We start from the raw sequence: 21697 nt of genomic DNA, 5'->3' as shown, positions 1-21697 counted from the left end.
CCCCGGCCGCGGCCGGCGGGCCCACGCCACCCCCGCCCCGCCCCCCGCCCCGGCGCCCGCCCCCGACTCCGCGGCCCCCGCCGACGGCGCGTCCGCCCCGGCCGGGGCGGACGCCTCGGCCTCCGGTGCGGCGCGGGCCTTCCCCAGCACCGCGGCCCCGTCCGCGCCGGGCACGCCGACGCCCAGGGCGAGCAGCGGCGCGCCGCAGCCGCCGGCCGCCACCGCGGCGACCCCGCCCGACCCGCTGACCGTGATCTCCTCCGCCGCCACCGACACCGCCCCGCTCGACCCGGCCACCCTGTTCGCCGCCGCCACGCTGACCGCCGACGGCAAGACCTGGACCCGGCTGACCACCCGGACCGACACCACCTGCTGGCAGGCCACCACCGGCCACCTCGGCGACGTGCTGGCCGCCTCGAACTGCCGCGCCCTCTACCGGGCGACCTACACCAGCGGCAGCAGCGCGGTGACCGTCGGCATCGCCGTCACCGACAGCAAGGCGCAGGCGGACGCGGCGATCGCCGCCAACAAGGGGCAGATCCAGGGCCTGGTCCCGACGGGGTCGGCCTCGTTCTGCGTGTCCGACGGCTGCGGCAGCACCCACGCCTCGGTCGGCCGGTACGACTACTACACGGTGCAGGGCACGGTGAAGCCCGGGGGCAACACCCCCGACGCCGCCGCCAACGCCGCCGCCCCGACCCTCGCGGCCTACGCGCGCACCCAGCTGCTCGCCCGCGGACAGCAGCACCTCTGACGGAGCGTCGGACCCGCCGCCACCCGAACGGCCCGCCCGGGGGGCGGGCCGCCGCCTGACGGGGTGTCATGAAGGCCATGGCGCAACGACAGCACTGGCTGATCCGCTTCACCGACGAGCTGATGACGCTCACCAGCGACCTGACCCAGGACCAGGCCGCCGACTTCGTCCGGCGGGTCTACCTCGCGGGCCACGAGGCCGCGGTGGCTGAGGCGGCCCAGGAGCGCCTGCGCGAGGGGGAGTAGCGGCGGGCGGCGGGGCTCAGTGCGGGATGGCGTCGATCACCTCGCGGGCGCCCTGGCGCAGCAGCGCGACGGCCACCGAGGTGCCCAGGGTGGCGGGGTCGAGCGGGCCGGCCCACTCGTGGGCGTCGAGCACGGTCTTGCCGTCGGGCGAGAAGACCCGGCCGCGCAGCGACAGGCGGCCGTCCCGCTCGGCCCGGGCGAAGCCGGCGATCGGGCTGTTGCAGTGGCCCTGGAGGACGTGCAGGAACATCCGCTCGGCGGTGGTCTCGCGCCAGGCGTCGGGGTCGCCCAGCGGGGTCACCGCGGCGATGGTGGCGGCGTCGTCCTCGCGGCACTGCAGGGCCAGCACGCCGGCGCCGATCGGCGGGCACATCGCCTCGACCGAGAGGATCTCGCTGATCCGGTCCTGCTCGCCGATCCGCTCCAGGCCGGAGACCGCCAGCAGCAGTGCGTCCACCTCGCCGGCCGCCAGCTTGGCCAGCCGGCTGTTGGCGTTGCCGCGGATCGGCACGCAGACCAGCTCCGGGTGGGTCACCGCCAGCTGGGCGATCCGGCGCACCGAGGAGGTGCCGATCCGGCTGCCGGGCGGCAGCTGATCGAGGGTCAGGCCGCCGGGGTGGACCACCGCGTCGCGCACGTCGTCGCGGCGCAGGAAGGCGGCGAAGACGGTGCCGGCCGGCAGCGGCCGGTCGGCGGGGACGTCCTTGACGCAGTGCACCGCCAGGTCCGCCTCGCCGGCCAGCAGCGCCGCGTCCACCTCCTTGGTGAAGGCGCCCTTGCCGCCGAGTGCCGAGAGCGCGCCCGGCCAGCGGTCGCCCGCGGTGCTGACCGGGACCACGGTGGTGGCCAGGTCGGGGCGGACGGCGGCCAGTTCGGCCTGGACCCGGGCGACCTGGGCGAGCGCCATCGGGGAGGAGCGGGAGACGATGCGCAGCACGGTCGGTGACATGGTGACCACGATAAGCCGTCCGCGGGGCGGCCGAGCACCACCGGTCGGGTCCCCTGCCGCCGGGGCTGGGGTGCGCGATAGCCTGCACCCTTCGCACACCCGTGGCCCCTGGAGGCGGAAGGCACCATGGCTGAGGCTAGAGGCAGCACCGCCGACGTGCACGAGAGCGCGATCCCGGCCCAGCGGGTGCCGAGTTGGGCCAGGTCCAAGGTCACCGCCGGCCGGTTCGGCGACGCGCTGCCGCACCTGGCGCTGGCCGTCTGCTTCCTGGGTGCCTTCAGCCTGCTCGCGCTGCTGCGCTACGAGCGGTTCGGCTCGCCCTCCTGGGACCTCGGCATCTTCACCGAGGCGGTGAAGGGGTACGCGCACTTCGGCGCTCCGGTGCTGTCGATCAAGGGGCCGGGCTTCAACGCGCTGGGCGACCACTGGTCACCGATCCTGGCGGTGCTGGTGCCGGCCTGGTGGATCGCGCCCTCGGCCGCCACCCTGCTGGTGGCGCAGGCGGCGCTGTTCGCCTGGTCGGTCGGGGTGGTCTCGGACACCGCGGCGCGGGTGCTGGGCTCCGCCCACCGCGGCGTGCTGGTCGGCACCGCCTACGGGCTCTCCTGGGGGCTGCAGCGCGCGGTGGACGCGGAGTTCCACGAGATCGCCTTCGCGGTCCCGCTGCTGGCCCTGGTCGGCCGCCAGCTCCTGCTGCGGCGCTGGGACCGGGCCGCCTGGTGGGCGCTGCCGCTGGTGCTGGTGAAGGAGGACCTGGGGCTGACGGTGGCCGTGGTCGGGGTGCTGCTGGTGCTGGTCGGGCGGCGCCGGTCGACCGGCGCGGTGCTGGTGCTGTTCGGCGTCGGGTTCACCGCGCTGACCATGGGGGCGCTGATCCCGCACTTCAACCCGCAGCACCAGTACGACTACTGGTCCAAGCTGCCGGGCGGGCAGCACCCGCAGCTCTGGCAGCTGCTGGTGGTCCCGTTCACCCGGCTGACGGTGTGGAAGACCACCGGCTGGCTGCTGGGCATCGTCGGCTTCCTGGCGCTGCGCTCGCCGTTGCTGCTGCTCGCGCTGCCCACCCTGGCCTGGCGGTTCAGCTCGGCCAACTCGATGTTCTGGGGTCCGGACTGGCACTACAACGCGACCCTGATGCCGATCCTGTTCCTGGCCCTGGTGGACGCGGTGGACCGGCTGCGGCGCAGCGAGCGGTTCCCGGGGCTGCGGGGCTTCGCCGAGGGCATGGTGCCGGCCAGTGCGGGCATCGCGGCGGCCTGCCTGGTGAGCCTGCCGGTGGGGCTGGGCGGGCTGGGCGACCCGGCGGCCTGGACGCCCGGTCCGCACGCGGCGGTGCTGCGCGCGGCGATCGCGGCGGTGCCGCCGAACGTCCGGGTGGAGGCCTCGATGGGCCCGCTGGCGCAGCTGGCGGCCCGGGACGACGCCTACTGGCTGGGCGGCAGCAAGCAGGTCGCCCCGGACTACCTCTGCGTGGACACGGCCGGCTGGGACGGCGGGCCGACCGACCTGCCCGCCTACGGGGCCGCCCTGCACCCCGGCGCCCACTACGTGGTGGTGTTCCAGCGCGACCAGGTGACGGTGCTGCGCCGGACCTGACGCCGGATCAGGAGGTGCCGGCCGTGACGGTGCAGGGGCAGCTGCCCATCAGCGCCTTGACGTTGGCCACGTAGCTCGGGTTGGGGATCACCGAGGTGCCGGTGGTGACCCCGGTGACCGGGTCGGTGGTGCTGGTGTAGTGCACGTTGCCGGCGCCCGCGTTGTAGGCGGCGATCACCAGGTCCAGCAGCGGGGTCTTTCCGGTGACCGGGTCGGGCGAGAGGTCGTAGCTGCCGCCGAAGTCGGAGTCGCCGTAGTAGGCGACCAGCTCGTCCAGCAGCTCGGCGCCCAGGTCGGTGTTGCCGGCCAGCGTCTGCACGTCGTTCTTGGTGGCGAACTTGCCGTTCATCCAGCTGACCGTGCCCGGCATGATCTGCATGGTGCCGATCCCGCCGTCGCAGGCCAGGATCGCCGACTTCCAGCCGCTCTCCTGCCAGGCGACGGCCCGGACCAGGTTGACCGGCAGCGGGGGCAGCTTGTCGGTGCCGCCGCTGCTCAGGTAGAGGGTGCGGGACTTGCCGGCGGCCGTGGCGAGCGCGGTCGCCACGTCGGCGGTCGCCGCGTTGGTGCCGGTGTAGCTGGGCTTGCAGCTGCTCTGCAGCGGCGGGGTGTGCGGGGTGGCCGGGGGCGGCGGCGGGGCGACCGGGCCCGGCTTGGCGGTGGGCGCCGGGGCGGCCGAGGCCGCCTGCGCCTTGGCGGAGGGGGCGGCGGTCGACGGCCGGGCGCTCGCGCTGCGCGAGGCCGACGCACTCGCCGAGGCCGTGGCCGTGGCCGACGGCGCGGCCGAGGGGGAGGCGCTGGTGGGGGCCGGGTCCGCCGCGGTCGGCGAGCCGCCCGGGTCGGTGGCCGCCGGGCTCGGCGCGTCCGCCACCGTGACCGTCTGGCTGCCGCCGCCCCCGCCGGTCAGCGCGTACGCGCCCCCGATGCCGAGCGCCGCCACCGCCGCGAGCCCCGCCACCGCCTGCTGCCGCCTGCTGAACCCCATGCTTCCCCCCACCTCCGCGCCGACAAGAGCGGCCAGCCTATCGAGCGCCCGTTCGCCCGGCGGGCGCGGGGGAGTGTTGACGAGCGACAGTTACCGATATATCGTCGAGCCATCGAGACAGTACGAAGGACGATCGCGAAACTGTCGTGATTGCCCTTCGACGACAACCCGAAGGGGGTGCGCATCATGCGCATGGAGAACTCATCGCACCGTGGCCGCGGCCGTCGTCGTGGCCCCCGGCTCGGCGACCTGCCGGGCGAGTACGTGGAGAACCGGCCGGCCTTCGGTCCGCCGGTGCCGCCCGGCGGGCCGTTCGGCGGTCCGGGCGGGGGTCCGTTCGGCTTCGGCGGCGGCCCGTTCCGGGGCGGCCGCGGGCGCGGCCACCGCGGTGGCGGCCGGGCCCGCCGGGGTGACGTGCGGGCCTCGCTGCTGGCGCTGCTGAAGGACCGCCCGATGCACGGCTACGAGATGATCACCGAGATCGGCGAGCGGACCTCGGGCACCTGGCGCCCGAGCCCGGGCTCGGTCTACCCGACCCTCCAACTGCTGGAGGAGGAGGGCCTGATCGAGGCCCAGGAGACCGGCGGCAAGCGGCTGTTCACGCTCACCGAGGCCGGTCGCGCCGAGGCCGAGGCCGGCTCCGCCGAGCCCTGGCTGGCGGCCGGCAGCGGGGTCGACTGGGAGGCCGTCCACGAGGTCGGCCAGACCATGGCCTCGCTGGGGCAGGCGGTCCACCAGGTGATGACCACCGGCACCGCCGAACAGCGCGACAAGGGCCTGGCGGTCCTGGTCGAGGCCCGCAAGAAGCTCTACCTGATCCTGGCGGACGCCGAGGGCTGAGCCCTCAGCGCGCCGCGGGGTCCGACTCCGGCCGGTACTCGTAGCGCCAGCGCGAGCGGCCCTTGGCGTCGAACTCCTTGGCCCGGACGTACACCAGCGTCCGGGCCGGTTCGTCCGCGTGCGCGGGCACCGGTACCCGGTAGTACTTGGGCACGTTGTTGAACGGGGTCAGCAGCACCGGCAGCACCCGTCCGTCCAACGGCCCGCCGTGGAACTCGGTGTCCGCGCTGCGCATGCTGCCCGCCTTCTCGCCCAGGTGTCCCGCCGTACGGGACCAGCTTCGCACCCCGCGGTCCGCGACCTTGAAAAGCTCCCTTATCCTGCTCTGTACGCCCCGGGCCCTGCACGGCCCGCCAGCGGCCCCTGCGAGCGCGCCGCGGACCGGGCGTCGGCCGCCCCGGTGACCCCGGTGCCGGCCGCCCGGAGCACGGCCGGGCGCTCCCGGGAAGCCGCGGACCGCGTCCGGTGTTGCTGCGGGAGTTGCGTCGAACGCTGTGGCACACCAGTCACAGCCGTGCGGGAAGGGGCCCGATGGTAGCCGGCGGCAGATGGACGGCGTGGTTGCGGCGCGATCGGCAGGGCTCCGGGTTCGACACCGGCGGTCCGGCCAACCCGGCGGCCCGCCTGGAACAGCTGCTCGCCGTGGCGACGGCCGGGTTCCCGCTGGCCCCGGCCGCCCACCCGGCCGGCTACCGCTGCTCCTGCGACCGGGTCGGCTGCCCGGCCCCGGCCCAGCACCCGCTCTCCTTCGCCTGGCAGTCCCAGGCGACCACCGACACCGAGCAGCTGACCCGCTGGCTGGCCCGGGACCCGCAGGCCAACTTCGTCACCGCCACCGGCCGCGCGCACGACGTGCTGGACGTGCCGGCCGAGGCCGGCCGACTGGCGCTGGAGCGGCTGGACGAGTTGGGCGTGCCCGGCCCGGTCGCCGCGGTCGGCGAGGACCGCTACCTCTTCTTCACCGCGACCCGCGGCACCCCGGAGGACGAGGACGAGTTCTGGTCCAGCGCGCTCGACACCGACCCGGAGACGCTGTCCGAGCACCCCGGCATGCGCTGGCACTGCCGCGGCTCCTACACGCTGGTGCCGCCGGCCCGACTGGCCGACGGCTCCGAGGTGCGCTGGCTGCGCGGGCCCGAGCAGGCGCTGCCGGACCCGCTGCGGGTGCTGGACGTGCTCACCGACGCCTGCACCGAGGTCGGCGCGGTCGCCGAGGAGCAGTGGCTGATCGGCTGAACCGCGCCGCGCGCTACGGCAGGGTGAGGATCTCCGCGCCGTCCGCGGTGACCAGCAGGGTGTGCTCGAACTGCGCGGTCCGCTTGCGGTCCTTGGTCACCACGGTCCAGCCGTCCGGCCAGATCTCGTAGTCGTAGGTGCCCAGGGTCAGCATCGGCTCGATGGTGAAGGTCATCCCCGGCCGGATCACCTGGGTGGCCCGGTCGCTGTCGTAGTGCGGGACGATCAGGCCGGAGTGGAACGACGTGTTGATCCCGTGCCCGGTGAAGTCCCGCACCACGCCGTAGTCGAAGCGCTTGGCGTAGGACTCGATCACCCGGCCGATCACGTTGATCTGGCGGCCCGGCCGGACGGCCTTGATGGCCCGGTCCAGCGCCTCGCGGGTGCGCTCCACCAGCAGCCGCGACTCCTGCGCCACCTCGCCCACCAGGTAGGTCGCGTTCAGGTCGCCGTGCACGCCGTGGATGTAGGCGGTGGCGTCGATGTTCACGATGTCGCCGTCGTTCAGCACGGTCGAGTCCGGGATGCCGTGGCAGATCACCTCGTTGATCGAGGTGCAGATCGACTTGGGGAAGCCCCGGTAGCCCAGGTCCGACGGGTAGGCGCCGTGGTCGCACATGTAGGCGTGGGCCACCGCGTCCAGCTGATCGGTCGTCACCCCGGGGGCGATCAGCTCGGCGGCCGCCGCCATCGCCTGCGCGGCGATCCGGCCGGCGATCCGCATCTTCTCGATCGTCTCGGCGTCCTGCACCTCGGGCCCGGTGTACGGGGCCGGGCCGGGCTTGCCCACGTACTCCGGGCGGGCGATGTGCGCCGGGACCTTGCGGGTGGGGGACTGGGTGCCGGGAACGAGGATGGCCATGGCGGCGAGTCTATCCTTCGTACCCGCGCCGCGACCGTGTGTGCGAGGCTGCCGGCGGGCATGATCCAGCCAGGGAGCGAAGGAGAGAGCCATGCCGCTGTTCCGCCACCAGCCCACCGGCAAGCCGGGGGAGTGGTACTTCTGCCTCAAGCACCACGCGGTCGAGGAGGGCCCGGAGTGCGCGGCCAAGGACCGGCTCGGCCCCTACCCGAGCCGGGCGGAGGCCGAGCGCGCGCTGGCCACCGCCGCCGAGCGCAACCGCGAGTGGCGCACCGACCCCAACTGGAACGACGACGACCCGGCCCAGGACCAGAGCTGAGCCGCCGTCAGGCGGCCAGCCGCTGCTCCGCCTCGCGCGCCGCCCGCACCGCCACCGCGTGCGGATCGGTGCGCGCGTCGTAGGAGAGCAGCCGCGGCAGCGCCGCCGCCAGCCCCGCCACGCTCACCAGGCAGGCCACCCCGCCCAGCCAGACCGAGCCGCGCACGCCGACCGCGCCGGCCATCGAGCCCGCCCGCAGCTGGCCCAGCTGCGGGCCGACCGAGTAGCTGAGCAGCTCCACCCCGGCCAGCCGACCGCGCAGTTCGTCCGGGATGGACTGGTTCCACATGGTCGACCGGCCCATCCCGCTGACCTGGTCGGCGCCGCCGGCCACGGCCAGGCAGAGCAGCACCGGCCAGATGCTCGTCGAGAGGCCGGCCCCGGTCATCGCCGCGCCCCAGAGGAGCGCGGCCAGCACCACCATCCGTCCGTGCCGGTGGACCTGCGAGGCCCAGCCGGCGGTGGCCGAGACCAGCAGCGAGCCGATCGCGGAGGCGCCGTACAGCAGCCCGAGCGCCCAGTGCGCGTGCAGCCGGTCCGCCAGGAACGGGAAGATCGCGTTCGGGAAGGCGAAGAACATCGCCGCGATGTCCACCAGGTAGGTGCCCAGCAGCTCCGGCCGGCTGCGGGCGTACCGCACGCCGGCCACGATCCCGGCCAGGCTGGGCTTCTCGGCGCCGGTCGGCGGTGGCACCTCGCGCATCCGGAACAGCAGCACCAGCGAACAGGCGTAGCTGGCCAGGTCGACCGCGAAGGCGGGGGCCGGACCCGCGTAGGAGACCAGCACACCGGCCAGCGCCGGGCCGGCCACCATGTTGAAGCTGCGGTAGACGGAGACCAGGGCGAAGGCGGCGGTCAGCTGGTCGTGCGCCACCACCCGCGGAATGAGCGTGTCCAGGGCCGGGCGCTGCAGTCCGTCCAGCGCCGCGACCAGCGCGGTGGCCAGGTAGACGGGCCAGAGCAGCGGGTGCGGCAGCAGCGCGTTCAGCAGCAGCAGGCCGGTCAACAGGCCCAGGCCCGCCTCGGTGCCGAGCACCAGCTTGCGGCGGTCCACCGCGTCGGCCAGCGCGCCGCCCCAGAGGCCGAAGACGATCAGCGGCACCAGTTCGACCAGGCCGATCGCGCCGACCGCGAAGTAGGAGCCGGTCAGCTGCTTGATCTGCAGCGGCACCGCGACGTAGGTGATCAGGCTGCCGAAGCTGCTGATCGAGCCCGAGCTCCAGAGCAGCCGGAAGTCCCGCGAGCTGCGCCACGGGGTCAGGTCGGGGCGCAGCTTGCGCAGGGAGTCCATCACGGGAGCCCAGCCTGCGCGCCCGCCCTGACCGGGGCAACCGAATAAACCGGTCACCAGCGCTGGGCCGGCTCCCCGCCGAACTGCCGGGCCAGCCGGGCCAGCAGCGAGCGCGGCGGCTCCCCGGCGGCGGTGGAGACCAGGTGCTGCACCAGGTCGAAACCGTCGTCCACCGCCCGGTCCACGGTCAGCCGTTCGTGCGCAAGGTCGGCCAGCTCCCGGTCGCCGGCGGCCAGCGCCAGCACCGTGGCCCCGCCGCGCCGGGCGTCCGCCACCCGCTCCAGCAGCGGGGCGCCGGCCGGGTCCGGGGTCACCACCAGCACGGTCTGGCCGCGCCGGGCCGCGGTCAGCCGGTCCAGGCCCTGGCGCAGGTGGGCGGGGGCTCCGGGCGCGGCCGGCCGGTGGCGGACCAGCTCCGGCGCCAGCTGCGGCACCCCGGACCGGGCCGCCTCCTCGTCCAGGTGGGCGGCCAGGTGCCAGGGCTCGTACCCGGCCGAGCCGACCAGCAGCAGGCCGCGCGCGGTCCGCCCGGTCACGGCCGTGCGCAGCGCACCGGCGAAGCCGCGGGTGGCCTCCAGCAGCGGGGAGCCGGCCAGGGCCTGGCGCAGTGCGCCCACACTCGTCGCGTCCACCGGGTCAGGATGGAGGCCGGGCGCCGGTTTTGGCAGGATCTCCGGCATGACTTCCCTCGAATCAGCGACCCCGCCCGCCGCCGACCTGGACAGCATGGTGGTCGGCGTGCTCGGCGGCACCGGCGACCAGGGCCGCGGCCTGGCGTACCGGCTGGCCAAGGCCGGCCAGCAGGTGATCCTCGGCTCCCGCACCGCCGAGCGGGCCGCGGCGGCGGCCACCGAGCTCGGGCACGGCGTGCGCGGCGCGGACAACGCCGAGTGCGCCCGGCTCAGCGACATCGTGATCGTCGCGGTGCCCTGGGACGGGCACGCCGAGACGCTGACCGCGCTGCGGACCGAACTGGCCGGCAAGATCGTGGTGGACTGCGTCAACCCGCTGGGCTTCGACAAGCAGGGCGCCTACGCGCTGAAGCCGGCCGAGGGCAGCGCCGCCGAGCAGGCCGCCGCGCTGCTGCCCGAGTCCCGGGTGACCGCCGCCTTCCACCACCTGTCGGCGGTGCTGCTGCAGGACCGCGAGCTGGAGTCGATCGACACCGACGTGCTGGTGCTGGGCGACCAGCGGGCGGCCACCGACCTGGTGCAGGCGCTGGCGGCGAAGATCCCCGGGATGCGCGGCGTCTACGCCGGGCGGCTGCGCAACGCGCACCAGGTGGAGGCGCTGGTGGCCAACCTGATCTCGGTCAACCGCCGGTACAAGGCGCACGCGGGCCTGCGGATCACCGACGTGTGAGCCGGGCGTCGGCCACCCCCGTGCGGGGTGGCCGTCCGCAGCGGCGACAATGGACGTCGACAGTCCCGACACCTGGAGCCGGCCGCCATGCCCCGCAACGCCCTGTACGCCTCGATCGTCTTCGTCCTCGCGGTGGCCGCCGCCGTGGTCTCCTTCGTGGAGGGCAACTGGCTCGGGGTGATCTGGGTGCTGCTGGCCGGCGTCTCCAGCAACATCGCCTGGTTCTACCTGCGCCGGGAGAAGCTGCGGCAGGCCGCCGCCGAGCAGGGCTGACCGGCCCGGCCGGCCGGGCCGGTCAGTTCTTCCAGAACTGGAACAGGTAGTGGCCCACGTCACTGGCCAGGCCGTCCACCCCGAACAGGCCCATGATCCCGTAGACCAGGTCGAAGAACCGGCGGTTCACCTCCGGCTGCCAGAGCAGCGCGAAGACGGCGAGCATGCCGTAGGGCGCGAACGGGCGCACCGCGAGCCGGGCCTTCGGCGACAGCCAGGGCTCGATGATCCCGTAGCCGTCCAGGCCCGGGACCGGCAGCAGGTTGAGCACGGTCGCGGACAGCTGCAGCATGCCCAGGAAGGCCAGCGCGGCCGGCAGGGTGCGCACCTCCATGCTGCCGATCTGGGCGGTGCCGGGCGCCGAGTCCAGCCAGCCCTGGCCGACCGGCACCAGCACCAGCACGGCGAACGCCAGGTTGACCAGCGGACCGGCCGCGGAGATCAGGCTGTGCTTGAGCCGGCCCTGGATCCGGTGCCGCTCGATGAAGACCGCCCCGCCCGGCAGGCCGATCCCGCCCAGCAGCACGAAGACCACCGGCAGCACGAAGCTGTAGACGGCGTTGGTGTACTTGAACGGATTGAGCGTCAGGTAGCCCTTGGCGCCCACCGTGATGTCCCCGCCGTGCAGCGCGGTGCGGGCGTGCCCGTACTCGTGCAGGCAGAGCGAGACCATCCAGCCCGCCACCACGAACAGGAACACCCCGAAGCCGGCCGAGCCGTAGCCGGACCAGACGGCCCACCCGGAGGTGCCCAGGGTGGCGAGCAGCACCCAGAAGACCGGGCTGACCCGGCGGTGCTCGCGGTCGGACCGCCTGGCGTCGGCGAAGCTCATTCCCACTCCTCGGATGCCTGCTTGCACAGGTCTAAGCGTCCAGTCCCACTGCGGACAGTAGACGGTAACCCGGTCGGCCCCGGCTGGCCCAGAATGGTCCGGTGCACTACGGCATCCTCGGCACCACCACCGCGACCCACGACGACGGCACCCCGGTCCCGCTCGGCGGCGCCCGGCTGCGCGCCCTGCTGACCGCCCTGGTGCTGCGCCAGGGTGCCCCGGTCCCGGCCGAGGCGCTGGTCGCCGAGGTCTGGGAGGACGAGCCGCCGCAGGACGCGGCCGCGGCGCTGCAGACCCTGGTCGGCCGGCTGCGCCGCACCGTGGGCCGCGAGCAGGTCGGCTTCGGGCCGGGCGGCTACTGGCTGACCGACCCGGCCAGCGACCTGACCCGGTTCCAGGAGCTGACCGCCGCCGGCACCCGGGCCCTGGCCGCCGGCGAACCGCAGCTGGCCGCCCAGGAGTTGACCGCCGCGCTGGCGCTGTGGCGCGGCCCGGCCCTGGCCGACCTGCCCGAACGGTCCGGCCGCGCGGTGCGGCTGGAGGCGCAGCGGGCCGAGGCGCGGCGCGCCCGGATCGCCGCCGAGCTGGCGCTGGGCCGGGCCGGCGAGGTGCTGGCCGAGCTGGCCGAGCTGTGCGCCGACCACCCGCTGGACGAGCCGCTGCACCTGCTCCGGCTGCGCGCGCTGCGCGCGTGCGGGCGCACCGCCGAGGCGCTGGAGCGGTACGAGCAGCTGCGGCAGGCCCTGGCCGAGCAGCTGGGCGCCGACCCGGGCGCCGAGCTGCGCGCGCTGCACCAGCAGCTGCTCACCCAGCAGGACGAGGCCCCGGTCGCCCCGGCCCCGCCGCCGGCCGCCGCCGCGGCGCCGCGCGGCCCGGTGGGCAACCTGCGGGCCGGGCTGACCAGCTTCGTCGGCCGCGAGCAGGACCTGGCCGCGCTCGGCGAGCTGATCGGCGCGGCCCGGCTGGTCACGCTGACCGGTCCGGGCGGCTCCGGCAAGACCCGGCTCTCGGTGGAGGCCGGCCGGCTCGCCCAGCGGGGCGGCGCCTGGCCGGACGGCGTCTGGCAGGTCGAGCTGGCCCCGCTGGAGGACCCGGAGGCGGTGCCGGGCGCGCTGCTCGGCGCGCTCGGCCTGCGCACCACCCAGCTGCACAAGACGGTGGCCGACACCCCGGTGGACCCGGTGCGCCGGATCGTCGAGCACTGCGGCCAGGCCACCATGCTGCTGCTGCTCGACAACTGCGAGCACCTGATCCAGGCCGCCGCCGAACTGGCCGACCGGTTGCTCGCCGAGTGCCCGGGCCTGTCGGTGCTGGCCACCAGCCGGGAGCCGCTGGGCGTGCCGGGCGAGGCGGTGCTGCCGGTCGAGCCGCTGCCGGACCCGACCGCGCTGCGGCTGCTGGCCGAGCGCGGCGCCGCCGCCCGGCCCGGCTTCCACCCGGACGAGGACCGGGACGCCTGCGCCGAGATCTGCCGCCGGCTGGACGGCCTGCCGCTGGCCATCGAGCTGGCCGCGGCCCGGCTGCGCTCGATGGCGCCCCGTCAGCTGGCCGACCGGCTGGACAGCCGGTTCGCGCTGCTCACCGGCGGCAGCCGGGTGCTGCTGCCCCGTCAGCAGACGCTGCGCGCGGTGGTCGACTGGAGCTGGGAGCTGCTGGACGAGCGGGAGCGGGCGGTGCTGCGCCGGCTGGCGGTGTTCGCCGGCGGCTGGACCCTGGAGCACGCCGAACGGGTCTGCGCGGACGGCGAGCTGGTGCGCGCCGACCAGGTGGCCGAGCTGCTCTTCTCGCTGGTCGACAAGTCGCTGGTGGTGGCCGGGCTGACCCAGGCCGCGGGGCCGCGCTACTGGATGCTGGAGACGATCCACGAGTACGCCGCCGAGCGGCTGGCCGAGGCGGGCGGGGAGGACACCGCGCTGCGGCACCTGGTGCTCTTCCGGGAGCTGGTCCAGGACGCCGCCCAGCACGTGCACAGCACCCGCCAGCTGCAGCTGATCGCGCTGCTGGAGGGCGAGCAGGACAACGTGCGGGCGGCGCTGCGGCACGCCGTGGCCGCGGGCGCCGAGCAGGAGGCGCTCGCGCTGCTGCTGGGCATGTCCTGGTTCTGGATGCTGCGCGACTTCCGGGTCGAGGCGCGCGACTGGGCGGACCGGGTCTGCGCGCTCGGCGCGGACCCGTTCGGCCCCGGGGCGCCGGCCCCGGTGCCGGTCGAGCGGGACGTGCTGGACCACCCGCTGCCCTGGCCGGACCCGGTGCTGCAGGAGGCCCGGCGGCACGCCTGGATCCTGCACCTGATGACCCGGTTCGAGGGCGACCTGGCCGCGATCGCCGACCCGGCGCTGGTCGCCCGGGCCCCGCGGATCATCGAGGCCTACCACGCCGGCCTGCCGCAGAGCTACACGCACGTGCCGATGCTGCGGATGTTCGCCTGCTTCATGGCCGGCCGGACCGACGACATGCTGCTGATCCTGGACGACGCGGTGGCCGGCTGCCGCCGCCACGGTCGCGGGAGCGAGCTGGCCTGGGCGCTGCAGCTGCGCGCCAAGATCTCCAACGACCGGTTCGGCGGCTTGGAGCAGGCCCGCAAGGACGGCGCCGAGGCGCTGGAGATCTACTCCCGGCTCGGCGACAGCTGGGGGCTGACCGAGACGCTGGCCGCCCAGGCCGAGACGGCCGGCTTCGCCGGGGACAACCCCGCCGCGGCCGCCGCCTACCGCCGGGCGATCGAGCTGGCCGGCCGGCTCGGCGCGCCGCAGGAGGTGCCGATCCTCACCCTGCGCCTGGGCGAGGCGGTGATGGACGAGGACCTGGCGGAGGGGGAGCGGCTGATCCGGGAGGGTCTGGCGATGGCGGTCTCCGGCGCCCAGGCCAACGAGGGCGCCCGGATCTTCGGCCACTCGCTGCTGGCCGGGCTGTACTCCTACCGCGACGACCACCGCGCGGCGCTGGCCGAGGTGGCCGAGCTGAAGCGGGCCAGGGAGCACTTCGCGCTCAGCGCGCCCGGCCTGACCGACGCGCTGGTGGGCTCGGTCGAGTCGGCCGTGCTGGCCCGGGCGGGCCGGGTGGACGAGGGGATCGAGGTGCTGCGGGAGGGGCTGCGGCAGCTGGCCTCGGTGCCGGAGGCGGCCTCGGCCTTCACCGAGCACGTCACGCTGCTGATCCTGCCGGTGATGGCCGCCACCCTGCTGGCCAAGGCCGAGCAGGACGACGACCGGCGGCTGATGCGCTGGTCCGGACTGCTGGTCGGGCTGCACGCCGGCCGGACCGGGATCCAGGGCAGCTTCCTGGAGTCGGCGGCCCGCCGCAGCCGGGAGGCGACGATGCTGCGGATGTGCTCCCCCGAGGAGGCCGAGCAGCTGTACGCGGAGGGCCGCGACCTGCCGTGGTCCGGGGTCGCGGCCCTGCTGGGCACCATGCTCGCGGAGCTCTGAGGCGGCCTCAGGTCGCCTTGCGGAAGCGGCTGACCGCGAGCGGCGCGGTGACCGCGGTGATCGCCACCGACCAGACCAGCACCATGGTGACCGAGTGGGTCAGGGGCCCGCCGTTGATCAGGTTGCGGCAGGCGTCGGCCAGGTTGGAGAGCGGGTTGTACTTGGTGAACGCCTGCAGCCAGCCGGGCATGGTGGCGGTCGGCGCGAAGATCGAGCTGCCGAACTGCAGCGGCATCAGCACCAGCATGCCCAGCCCCTGGACCGCCTGGGCGCTCTTGAGCACCAGCCCGAGCAGCATCGAGACCCAGACCAGCGCCATGCCGAACAGCAGCGACAGGCCGACGGCGGCCAGCACGCCGAGCGGACCGGTCTTGAAGTCCATGCCCAGCAGCAGCGCGAAGCCGACCAGCACCGTGTAGGAGACCAGGCCGCGGCAGGCCTCGGCCAGCATCTTGCCGATCAGCACCGAGGAGCGGCCGATCGGCAGGGTGCGGAACCGGTCCATCACCCCGGTCTGCAGGTCGGTGTTGAGCCCGGTGCCGACCGCCATCGCCAGGTTCATCCCGGTGGTGCCGAGCAGGCCGGGGATCAGCCACTGCTTGTAGGCCTGCTGGCTGCCGGAGACGGCGCCGCCGAAGACGTAGACGAAGAGCAGCGTGAAGATGATCGGCATCAGGACGGCGTCGAACATCGATTCCGGATCGGCCTTGATCCGCATGATGTTGCGCCGGGTCAGCGCGCCGATGTGGCGCAGGTGGTCGCGCAGCCGGGTCGGGGTGTCGGCGGCGGCCGACACCGGGGCGGGCGCGGCGGTCAGGGTGGCGGTGGTCATCGCGCGGTCTCCTCGGTGCTGGCGGACTGCTGGCCGGTGAGGGCGAGGAAGACCTCGTCCAGGCTGGGCACGGCGGTGTCGATGGCGGCCACCGCGAAGCCGCGGGTGCCGAGCACGCCGATCACGGCGGTCAGCTGCGCCTCGTCGGTGAGCGGGACGGCCAGCTGGCCGTCCGGGTCGGCGTACCCGCCGGGGAGCCCGCTCTCGGCCAGGGCCCGGACCATCGCGGGCAGTTCGGCCGGGTCGCCGGGGCGCACCCGCAGCGTCCGGCCGCCCACCTGGGCCTTCAGGTCGGCCACCGTGCCGTTGGCGATCACCCGGCCGCGGTCGATCACGGTCAGGTCGGAGGCCAACTGCTCGGCCTCCTCCATGTACTGGGTGGTGAGCAGCACGGTGGCGCCCTCGGCGACCATCCGCTGCACCTCGGCCCAGACCTCGTTGCGGGTGCGCGGGTCCAGGCCGGTGGTGGGCTCGTCCAGGTAGAGCACCCGGGGTCGGCCGATCATGCTCGCGGCCAGGTCGAGCCGGCGGCGCATGCCGCCGGAGTAGGTCTTGGCCGGGCGGCCGGCCGCCTCGGTGAGCGAGAAGCGCTCCAGCAGCTCGGCGGCGCGGGCCTTGGCCTGCTTGGCGGACAGGTCCAGCAGCCGGCCGATCAGGTAGAGGTTCTCGGCGCCGGAGAGCAGCTCGTCGACCGAGGCGTACTGGCCGGTCAGGCCGATGGTGCGGCGCAGCTGCTTGGGCTGGCGCAGCACGTCGTAGCCGCCGACGACGGCGGTGCCGGCGTCCGGCGTGATCAGGGTGGAGAGGATCCGGATCAGGGTGGTCTTGCCGGCCCCGTTCGGGCCGAGCACACCGAGCACGGTGCCCTGGCGGACCGTCAGGTCCACCCCGTCCAGGGCCCGGGTCTCGCCGAAGTGCTTGACGATGCCGCGGGCCTCCACGGCGTTCACCCGGTCGGTCGGGGCGGCACCCGGCTGCCCCGCGCGCTGCGGGGCGATGGCGGTCTGTGTGGTCATGCGTCCACTGTGTCGGCCGCCACCGTCACCGCGCCGACAGTGGACCGGCGGCGCCACCGGTCCACTGTCACGCGGCTGTCAGCCCGCTGTCACGGGCCTACTTGAAGGTGTGCTCCGGCGCCGGGAAGGTGCCGCCGCGCACCTCGTCGGCGTACTCGCGGGCGGCCCGGCCGAGCACCGAGCGCAGGTCGGCGTACTGCTTGACGAACTTGGGCACCCGGCCCGCGGTCATCCCGGCCATGTCGGTCCAGACCAGGACCTGGGCGTCGCAGCCCACCCCGGCGCCGATGCCGACGGTCGGGATCGCCAGGCTCTCGGTGACGTGCCCGGCCAGCTCGGCCGGCACCGCCTCCAGCACCACCGCGAAGGCGCCGGCCTGCTGCACCGCCTTGGCGTCGCGCTGCAGCTTGTGCGCCGCCTCGTCGCCGCGGCCCTGCACCGGGTAGCCGCCCAGCGCGTGCACCGACTGCGGGGTGAGGCCGATGTGCGCCATCACCGGGACGCCGGCCTCGACCAGCAGCTCGATGGTGCGCGCGCTGCGCTCGCCGCCCTCCAGCTTCACCGCCTGCACCCCGGCCTCCTTCATCAGCCGGGCGGCGTTGCGCAGGGCCTGCGCGGGGGACTCCTGGTAGGAGCCGAACGGCATGTCGCCGATCACCAGGGCGCGCTCGGTGCCGCGCACCACGGCGGCCGAGAGCATCACCATCTCGTCCATGGTGACCGGGACGGTGGTGGTGTAGCCGAGGTGGCAGTTGCCGGCCGAGTCGCCGACCAGCAGGACCGGGATGCCGGCCTCGTCGAAGACGTTGGCGGTCAGGGCGTCGTAGGCGGTGAGCATCGCCCACCGCTCCCCGCGCTGCTTGGCGGCGGCCAGGTCGCGGACGGTCACCCGGCGGTTGGTGACCCCGCCGTACAGGGAGTGCCCCTCGGCCGGCTTGACGGCCGTGGGGGCAGGCGAAGACTGAGAAGCGTTCATCGAACAGGCTCCTGATGGGTTGTGGTCTCGTGGCGCCGTGCGGCGTCCCCGGATCTGCGTCCATGCTTGCACGGCCCGCCGCCCGCGCAAAGATGCGGGGCACCGCCGCGCGCGGGGAGCCGCCGACCTGTGACAGTCCGGGGCTTTGCCGAGAGTTTGCGATACGGGTACGTCTCGTATCGAAAAACGGAGTAGAGTCTGCACCGGGGGATTTCGAGACGCTGGCGTCTCGGAGCAGCTCCCGTCAGCCCGCAGCACCTCTCCGTACGGACGGGAACAGACGCATGACCACCGCGACACCCGGCAGCGCACCGCGCGTGCCGGAAGCAATCCACCGCCGCCGCTGGGTGATCCTCGGCACGCTGATCCTGGCGCTGCTGGTGGTCGTCCTGGACAACTCGATCCTCAACGTCGCGATGAAGACCATCGCGACCCCGGCCCCGGTCGGCCTGGGCGCCACCCAGAGCGACCTCGAATGGGCGATCAACTCCTACACCCTGGTCTTCGCCGGACTGCTGTTCACCTCGGGCCTGCTGGGCGACCGGTTCGGCCGCAAGAAGGCCCTGCTGGTCGGCATGCTGGTGTTCGGGCTGGGCTCGCTGCTCTCCGCCCTGGCCACCAGCCCCGGCCAGCTGATCGGCTACCGGGCCGTGATGGGCCTGGGCGGCGCGTTCGTGATGCCGGCCACGCTGGCGATCATCATGAACGTCTTCGAGCGCAAGGAGCAGCCCAAGGCGATCGGCATCTGGGCCGGCGCGGTGGGCCTGGCGATCGCGATCGGCCCGATCACCGGCGGCCTGCTGATCGAGCACTTCTGGTGGGGCTCGGTCTTCCTGATCAACGTGCCGATCGTGGCCGTGGCCCTGGTCGCGATGTTCCTGCTGGTCCCGGACTCCAGGGACCCCAACCCCGGCAGGCTGGACCCGGTCGGCGTGCTGCTGTCGATCGTCGGCCTGGTGGCGCTGATCTACGGCATCATCAAGGGCGGCGAGCTCGCCGACTTCACCGAGGCCCAGGCCTGGGTGCCGGTGCTCGTCGGCCTGGTCGCGCTCACCGTCTTCGTGCTCTACGAGCGGCGGGTCAGCCACCCGGCGCTGGACGTCAGCTGGTTCCGCAACCGGACCTTCTCCGCCTCGGTCGCGGTGATCGGCGTGGTCTTCTTCGCGCTGATGGGCGTCTCGTTCTTCGGCGTCTTCTACACCCAGGGCGTGCGCGGCTACTCCGCGCTGGCCTCGGGCGCGCTGATGCTGCCGCTGGCGGTGGCCCAGATGGCCTTCGCGCCGCGGGCCCGGCTGGTGGTCGACAAGCTCGGGGTGCGGGCGACCTGTGCCGGCGGCATGCTGCTGATCGCGCTCGCCTTCGGCGGCTACCTGCTGCTCGGCCAGACCACCCCGATCTGGGTGCTGGAGGTGATCGGCTTCGTCATGGGTGCCGGCATGGCGCACGTGATGCCGCCGGTGACCGTGGCGATCATGGGTTCGCTGCCGCGCGAGAAGGCCGGCGCCGGCTCGGCGATCAACAACACCTTCCGCCAGGTCGGCGGCTCGCTCGGGGTCGCGGTGCTCGGCGCGGTGCTCTCCACCGTCTACCGGGACGGCATCTCCGACAAGCTCGCCACGCTGCCCGCCGGGGTGCGGGACAAGGCCGGCGAGTCGCTGGAGGCCACCCTGGGCGTGGCCCAGCAGGCCGGCCCGCGCGGCCAGGCGCTGGTGCAGCCCGCGTACGACTCCTTCATCCACGCGATGCACGTGGTCGCCGGGCTGTCCGCGGTGATCACCGTGGCGGGCGTGCTGCTGGCCTGGTTCTGCCTGCCCGGCAAGGTCGCGGCCCCGGCCGCGGCGCCCGCCGCCGCACCGGCCGACGCGGTCGAGCCGGTCCCCTCGACCAAGGCCTGACCGCGGCGAAGGAGAATGGGTCCATGGCAGCCGAGCAGACTCCGACCCTGAGCCCCGCCGGGACGCCGCTGTGCGCGGCCGCCCCGCCGGGGGGGCCCCGCTACGACGCCGCCGAGAAGGCCCACTGCGACTCGGAGGAGCGGCACGAGACCCACGTCGGCGGAGTCGAGGACCTGACGATCGAGGGCATCGCCCAGGCGGCCGGGGTCGGCAAGGCCACCATCTACCGGCGCTGGCCCAACAAGGAGGCGCTGCTGGTCGACGTGATCGCCCGGCTGGAGGAGCCGCAGCCGCAGCTGCCCGGCACAAGCGCGCGCGACGACGTGATCCAGATCATCGACTACATGCGCCGGCGCGGGCTGGCCAAACGCTCCCGCTGGGTGCTCAAGGTGGCGCTGGAGCAGCTGCACCAGCTGCCCGCGCTCAAGGAGGTCTACTACGACCGGGTGATCCACGAGCGGCGCCGGCAGCTGTGGGAGGTGGTCCGGCGCGGGATGGCCAGCGGCGAGTTCCGCTCGGACGTCGACCCGGTGCTCTTCTCCGAGATGCTGGTCGGCCCGATGCTGCTGCGCTCGGTGATCTACGACGACTCCCCGCTGGACGATCCCGAGCTGCCCGCCCGGATCGTCGACACCCTGCTGGACGGGCTGCGCGGCCCGGGCGCCGCGGCGGTCGGACCGCGCGACGGCTGAGCCGCGCGACGGCCGTGCTGCACGACGGCCGTACCGGTCGACCGCTGTGCTGCTCGACCGCTGTGCCGGTCGTTTGCTGTGCCGGTCGCTTGCTGCGCCGCTCGTTTGCTGCGCCGTGCAACCTTCCGGTGTCCCGCGTGCGTCTGTCCCGACATAGGCTGAGCGGACAATCCCACCAAGTCGGGCCAAAAGGCCGGGCCGGGGCAGTCCGCCGGTGGTGACCGTGACCGCGAGCAGCAGGGGGACCCCCGAATGACGCAGGCCGACGAGGCAACGGCGCCGGCCGGTGCCGTGCCGCCCCCGGCCGGCGAGCCGGCCGGACCGGGACGCTGGACCTGGGGCCGGGACCGCCGGGGCAGCACCACCTGGCGGCGCGGCCTGGTGCTCGCGGCCTCGGCCCTGCTGCTGGCCCTGCTGCTCGGCTGCCACCGCACGCTGCCCAACTCCTTCGGCAACTTCGGCAGCCTGCTGGAGACCTTCCTGCCCTGGCTGGGCCTGGGCGTGCCGGTGCTGCTGGTACCGGCGCTGCTGCGCCGCTCGGCCACCGCGCTGGTCGCGCTGCTGGTGCCGACCGTCCTCTGGTCCGCGCTCTTCGGCGGCCTGCTCACCGACAAGGGCGGCGGCCGGGGCGACTTCACCGTGCTCAACCACAACGTGGCCGCCGACAACTCCGACGTGCCCGGCACGGTGCGGCTGCTGAACGGCTCCGGGGCCCAACTGGTCGCGCTGGAGGAGGTGACCGCCGCCACCCTGCCGGCCTACACCGCGGGGCTGGCCGCCAAGTACCCGTACCACGTGGTGGAGGGCACGGTCGGCCTGTGGTCGGCGTACCCGATCGGCGACACCCGGGTGGTGGACATCAAGATCGGCTGGACCCGGGCCTTCCGCACCCGGGTGGCCACCCCGCAGGGCCCGCTGGCGGTCTACGTCGCCCACCTGCCCTCGGTCCGGGTCCAGTTCGACGACGGCTTCACCGCCGGGCGGCGGGACGCCAGCGCGGCGGCCCTGGGCGAGGCGATCGCCGCCGAGCCGCTGCCGCAGGTGCTGCTGCTCGGCGACCTGAACGGCACCATGAACGACCGCAGCCTGGCCCCGGTCACCGCCCAGCTGCGCTCGGCCCAGGGCTCGGCCGGTTCGGGCTTCGGCTTCTCCTGGCCGGCCGGCCTGCCGATGGCGCGGATCGACCAGATCATGAGCCGGGGGATGAAGCCCACCGACTCCTGGGTGCTGCCGGCCGACGGCAGCGACCACCGCGCGATCGCCGCCGCCTACCAGTACCACCGCTGACAGTCCGGCACCCGACGGCCCATCACC

The 21697-nt window shown here is 74.4% G+C and carries 21 protein-coding genes and 1 pseudogene; 12 read left to right on the top strand and 10 right to left on the bottom strand.

The window, feature by feature from the left end:
• Positions 1–754 (top strand): annotated as a pseudogene (locus ACFW1A_RS22430) (hypothetical protein); the annotation flags it as partial.
• A gap of 77 nt (positions 755–831) precedes the next feature.
• The gene (locus ACFW1A_RS22425; RefSeq protein ID WP_380410911.1) at positions 832–999 is read left to right on the top strand and encodes a hypothetical protein; all 168 of its coding nucleotides are present in this window, start codon (positions 832–834) and stop codon (positions 997–999) included.
• Positions 1000–1015: 16 nt separating this feature from the next.
• Here ACFW1A_RS22425 and hemC read toward each other — a convergent pair whose 3' ends face one another.
• A complete protein-coding gene (gene hemC / locus ACFW1A_RS22420; protein ID WP_380410910.1) occupies positions 1016–1948 on the bottom strand; it encodes a hydroxymethylbilane synthase in 933 nt (310 codons plus the stop codon).
• 126 nt (positions 1949–2074) lie between these two features.
• Here hemC and ACFW1A_RS22415 point away from each other — a divergent pair, with 126 nt between their 5' ends.
• Positions 2075–3544: a DUF2079 domain-containing protein gene (locus ACFW1A_RS22415; protein ID WP_380410909.1), complete on the top strand. Its 1470-nt coding sequence runs from the start codon at positions 2075–2077 to the stop codon at positions 3542–3544.
• A 7-nt stretch (positions 3545–3551) separates the two neighbouring features.
• On the opposite strand, the gene ACFW1A_RS22410 is transcribed toward ACFW1A_RS22415, so the two are convergent.
• On the bottom strand, positions 3552–4529 hold the full coding sequence (locus ACFW1A_RS22410) for a transglycosylase SLT domain-containing protein (RefSeq protein WP_380410908.1): 978 nt from the start codon (positions 4527–4529) through the stop codon (positions 3552–3554).
• A gap of 186 nt (positions 4530–4715) precedes the next feature.
• Here ACFW1A_RS22410 and ACFW1A_RS22405 point away from each other — a divergent pair, with 186 nt between their 5' ends.
• On the top strand, positions 4716–5369 hold the full coding sequence (locus ACFW1A_RS22405; RefSeq protein WP_380410907.1) for a PadR family transcriptional regulator: 654 nt from the start codon (positions 4716–4718) through the stop codon (positions 5367–5369).
• Positions 5370–5373: 4 nt separating this feature from the next.
• On the opposite strand, the gene ACFW1A_RS22400 is transcribed toward ACFW1A_RS22405, so the two are convergent.
• Positions 5374–5604 carry a hypothetical protein gene (locus tag ACFW1A_RS22400; RefSeq protein WP_380410906.1) on the bottom strand — a complete coding sequence of 77 codons (231 nt, stop codon included), beginning with the start codon at positions 5602–5604 and terminating at the stop codon, positions 5374–5376.
• A gap of 296 nt (positions 5605–5900) precedes the next feature.
• Here ACFW1A_RS22400 and ACFW1A_RS22395 point away from each other — a divergent pair, with 296 nt between their 5' ends.
• On the top strand, positions 5901–6605 hold the full coding sequence (locus ACFW1A_RS22395) for a bifunctional DNA primase/polymerase (RefSeq protein WP_380410905.1): 705 nt from the start codon (positions 5901–5903) through the stop codon (positions 6603–6605).
• A 13-nt stretch (positions 6606–6618) separates the two neighbouring features.
• Here the strand turns inward: ACFW1A_RS22395 and map are convergent, their stop codons facing one another.
• Positions 6619–7467, bottom strand: coding sequence for a type I methionyl aminopeptidase (gene map, locus ACFW1A_RS22390; protein ID WP_380410904.1), 849 nt, complete (start codon positions 7465–7467; stop codon positions 6619–6621).
• Positions 7468–7558: 91 nt separating this feature from the next.
• Here map and ACFW1A_RS22385 point away from each other — a divergent pair, with 91 nt between their 5' ends.
• On the top strand, positions 7559–7786 hold the full coding sequence (locus tag ACFW1A_RS22385; RefSeq protein WP_380410903.1) for a hypothetical protein: 228 nt from the start codon (positions 7559–7561) through the stop codon (positions 7784–7786).
• A gap of 7 nt (positions 7787–7793) precedes the next feature.
• On the opposite strand, the gene ACFW1A_RS22380 is transcribed toward ACFW1A_RS22385, so the two are convergent.
• On the bottom strand, positions 7794–9077 hold the full coding sequence (locus ACFW1A_RS22380; RefSeq protein WP_380410902.1) for an MFS transporter: 1284 nt from the start codon (positions 9075–9077) through the stop codon (positions 7794–7796).
• Positions 9078–9130: 53 nt separating this feature from the next.
• A complete protein-coding gene (locus tag ACFW1A_RS22375) occupies positions 9131–9709 on the bottom strand; it encodes a hypothetical protein (protein WP_380410901.1) in 579 nt (192 codons plus the stop codon).
• A 46-nt stretch (positions 9710–9755) separates the two neighbouring features.
• Here ACFW1A_RS22375 and npdG point away from each other — a divergent pair, with 46 nt between their 5' ends.
• Positions 9756–10439, top strand: a complete 684-nt coding sequence (gene npdG / locus ACFW1A_RS22370; RefSeq protein ID WP_380410900.1) for an NADPH-dependent F420 reductase — start codon at positions 9756–9758, stop codon at positions 10437–10439.
• Positions 10440–10526: 87 nt separating this feature from the next.
• Positions 10527–10712, top strand: a complete 186-nt coding sequence (locus tag ACFW1A_RS22365; RefSeq protein ID WP_380410899.1) for a hypothetical protein — start codon at positions 10527–10529, stop codon at positions 10710–10712.
• A 22-nt stretch (positions 10713–10734) separates the two neighbouring features.
• On the opposite strand, the gene ACFW1A_RS22360 is transcribed toward ACFW1A_RS22365, so the two are convergent.
• The gene (locus tag ACFW1A_RS22360; RefSeq protein ID WP_380410898.1) at positions 10735–11544 is read right to left on the bottom strand and encodes a site-2 protease family protein; all 810 of its coding nucleotides are present in this window, start codon (positions 11542–11544) and stop codon (positions 10735–10737) included.
• 101 nt (positions 11545–11645) lie between these two features.
• On the opposite strand from ACFW1A_RS22360, the gene ACFW1A_RS22355 reads away from it, so the two are divergent.
• Positions 11646–14972 (top strand): BTAD domain-containing putative transcriptional regulator, encoded by a 3327-nt coding sequence (locus tag ACFW1A_RS22355; RefSeq protein WP_380410897.1) that lies wholly within the window; start codon positions 11646–11648, stop codon positions 14970–14972.
• Positions 14973–14979: 7 nt separating this feature from the next.
• Here ACFW1A_RS22355 and ACFW1A_RS22350 read toward each other — a convergent pair whose 3' ends face one another.
• The 3 genes from ACFW1A_RS22350 to panB all read right to left on the bottom strand — a co-directional run bounded on the left by ACFW1A_RS22350 (position 14980) and on the right by panB (position 17796).
• Positions 14980–15804 (bottom strand): ABC transporter permease, encoded by an 825-nt coding sequence (locus ACFW1A_RS22350; RefSeq protein ID WP_380410896.1) that lies wholly within the window; start codon positions 15802–15804, stop codon positions 14980–14982.
• The gene (locus ACFW1A_RS22345) at positions 15801–16820 is read right to left on the bottom strand and encodes an ATP-binding cassette domain-containing protein (RefSeq protein ID WP_380410895.1); all 1020 of its coding nucleotides are present in this window, start codon (positions 16818–16820) and stop codon (positions 15801–15803) included. The genes ACFW1A_RS22350 and ACFW1A_RS22345 overlap by 4 nt, the downstream gene beginning before the upstream one ends.
• 97 nt (positions 16821–16917) lie before the next feature.
• Positions 16918–17796: a 3-methyl-2-oxobutanoate hydroxymethyltransferase gene (gene panB, locus ACFW1A_RS22340; protein WP_380410894.1), complete on the bottom strand. Its 879-nt coding sequence runs from the start codon at positions 17794–17796 to the stop codon at positions 16918–16920.
• Between the two features lie 284 nt (positions 17797–18080).
• Here panB and ACFW1A_RS22335 point away from each other — a divergent pair, with 284 nt between their 5' ends.
• The 3 genes from ACFW1A_RS22335 (at position 18081) to ACFW1A_RS22325 (ending at position 21670) form a co-directional block, all read left to right on the top strand.
• Positions 18081–19691, top strand: a complete 1611-nt coding sequence (locus ACFW1A_RS22335; RefSeq protein ID WP_380410893.1) for an MFS transporter — start codon at positions 18081–18083, stop codon at positions 19689–19691.
• A gap of 23 nt (positions 19692–19714) precedes the next feature.
• The gene (locus ACFW1A_RS22330) at positions 19715–20383 is read left to right on the top strand and encodes a TetR/AcrR family transcriptional regulator (RefSeq protein WP_380410892.1); all 669 of its coding nucleotides are present in this window, start codon (positions 19715–19717) and stop codon (positions 20381–20383) included.
• Positions 20384–20635: 252 nt separating this feature from the next.
• Complete coding sequence (locus ACFW1A_RS22325) at positions 20636–21670, top strand: endonuclease/exonuclease/phosphatase family protein (RefSeq protein ID WP_380410891.1); 1035 nt, start codon at positions 20636–20638, stop codon at positions 21668–21670.
• Positions 21671–21697 lie beyond the last annotated feature (27 nt).

This window comes from Kitasatospora sp. NPDC058965 (assembly GCF_042741245.1).
Taxonomy (GTDB): Bacteria; Actinomycetota; Actinomycetes; order Streptomycetales; family Streptomycetaceae; genus Kitasatospora.
This window is presented reverse-complemented; position numbering and strand designations above follow the sequence as displayed.

Excerpts from the sequence above, each read along its gene's own strand:
- ACFW1A_RS22425 (WP_380410911.1), top strand. The coding sequence starts at position 832 with ATGGCGCAACGACAGCACTGGCTGATCCGCTTCACCGACGAGCTGATG.
- hemC (WP_380410910.1), bottom strand. The coding sequence starts at position 1,948 with ATGTCACCGACCGTGCTGCGCATCGTCTCCCGCTCCTCCCCGATGGCG.
- ACFW1A_RS22415 (WP_380410909.1), top strand. The coding sequence starts at position 2,075 with ATGGCTGAGGCTAGAGGCAGCACCGCCGACGTGCACGAGAGCGCGATC.
- ACFW1A_RS22410 (WP_380410908.1), bottom strand. The coding sequence starts at position 4,529 with ATGGGGTTCAGCAGGCGGCAGCAGGCGGTGGCGGGGCTCGCGGCGGTG.
- ACFW1A_RS22405 (WP_380410907.1), top strand. The coding sequence starts at position 4,716 with ATGCGCATGGAGAACTCATCGCACCGTGGCCGCGGCCGTCGTCGTGGC.
- ACFW1A_RS22400 (WP_380410906.1), bottom strand. The coding sequence starts at position 5,604 with ATGCGCAGCGCGGACACCGAGTTCCACGGCGGGCCGTTGGACGGACGG.
- ACFW1A_RS22395 (WP_380410905.1), top strand. The coding sequence starts at position 5,901 with ATGGTAGCCGGCGGCAGATGGACGGCGTGGTTGCGGCGCGATCGGCAG.
- map (WP_380410904.1), bottom strand. The coding sequence starts at position 7,467 with ATGGCCATCCTCGTTCCCGGCACCCAGTCCCCCACCCGCAAGGTCCCG.
- ACFW1A_RS22385 (WP_380410903.1), top strand. The coding sequence starts at position 7,559 with ATGCCGCTGTTCCGCCACCAGCCCACCGGCAAGCCGGGGGAGTGGTAC.
- ACFW1A_RS22380 (WP_380410902.1), bottom strand. The coding sequence starts at position 9,077 with ATGGACTCCCTGCGCAAGCTGCGCCCCGACCTGACCCCGTGGCGCAGC.
- npdG (WP_380410900.1), top strand. The coding sequence starts at position 9,756 with ATGACTTCCCTCGAATCAGCGACCCCGCCCGCCGCCGACCTGGACAGC.
- ACFW1A_RS22365 (WP_380410899.1), top strand. The coding sequence starts at position 10,527 with ATGCCCCGCAACGCCCTGTACGCCTCGATCGTCTTCGTCCTCGCGGTG.
- ACFW1A_RS22360 (WP_380410898.1), bottom strand. The coding sequence starts at position 11,544 with ATGAGCTTCGCCGACGCCAGGCGGTCCGACCGCGAGCACCGCCGGGTC.
- ACFW1A_RS22350 (WP_380410896.1), bottom strand. The coding sequence starts at position 15,804 with ATGACCACCGCCACCCTGACCGCCGCGCCCGCCCCGGTGTCGGCCGCC.
- ACFW1A_RS22345 (WP_380410895.1), bottom strand. The coding sequence starts at position 16,820 with ATGACCACACAGACCGCCATCGCCCCGCAGCGCGCGGGGCAGCCGGGT.
- panB (WP_380410894.1), bottom strand. The coding sequence starts at position 17,796 with ATGAACGCTTCTCAGTCTTCGCCTGCCCCCACGGCCGTCAAGCCGGCC.
- ACFW1A_RS22335 (WP_380410893.1), top strand. The coding sequence starts at position 18,081 with ATGACCACCGCGACACCCGGCAGCGCACCGCGCGTGCCGGAAGCAATC.
- ACFW1A_RS22330 (WP_380410892.1), top strand. The coding sequence starts at position 19,715 with ATGGCAGCCGAGCAGACTCCGACCCTGAGCCCCGCCGGGACGCCGCTG.
- ACFW1A_RS22325 (WP_380410891.1), top strand. The coding sequence starts at position 20,636 with ATGACGCAGGCCGACGAGGCAACGGCGCCGGCCGGTGCCGTGCCGCCC.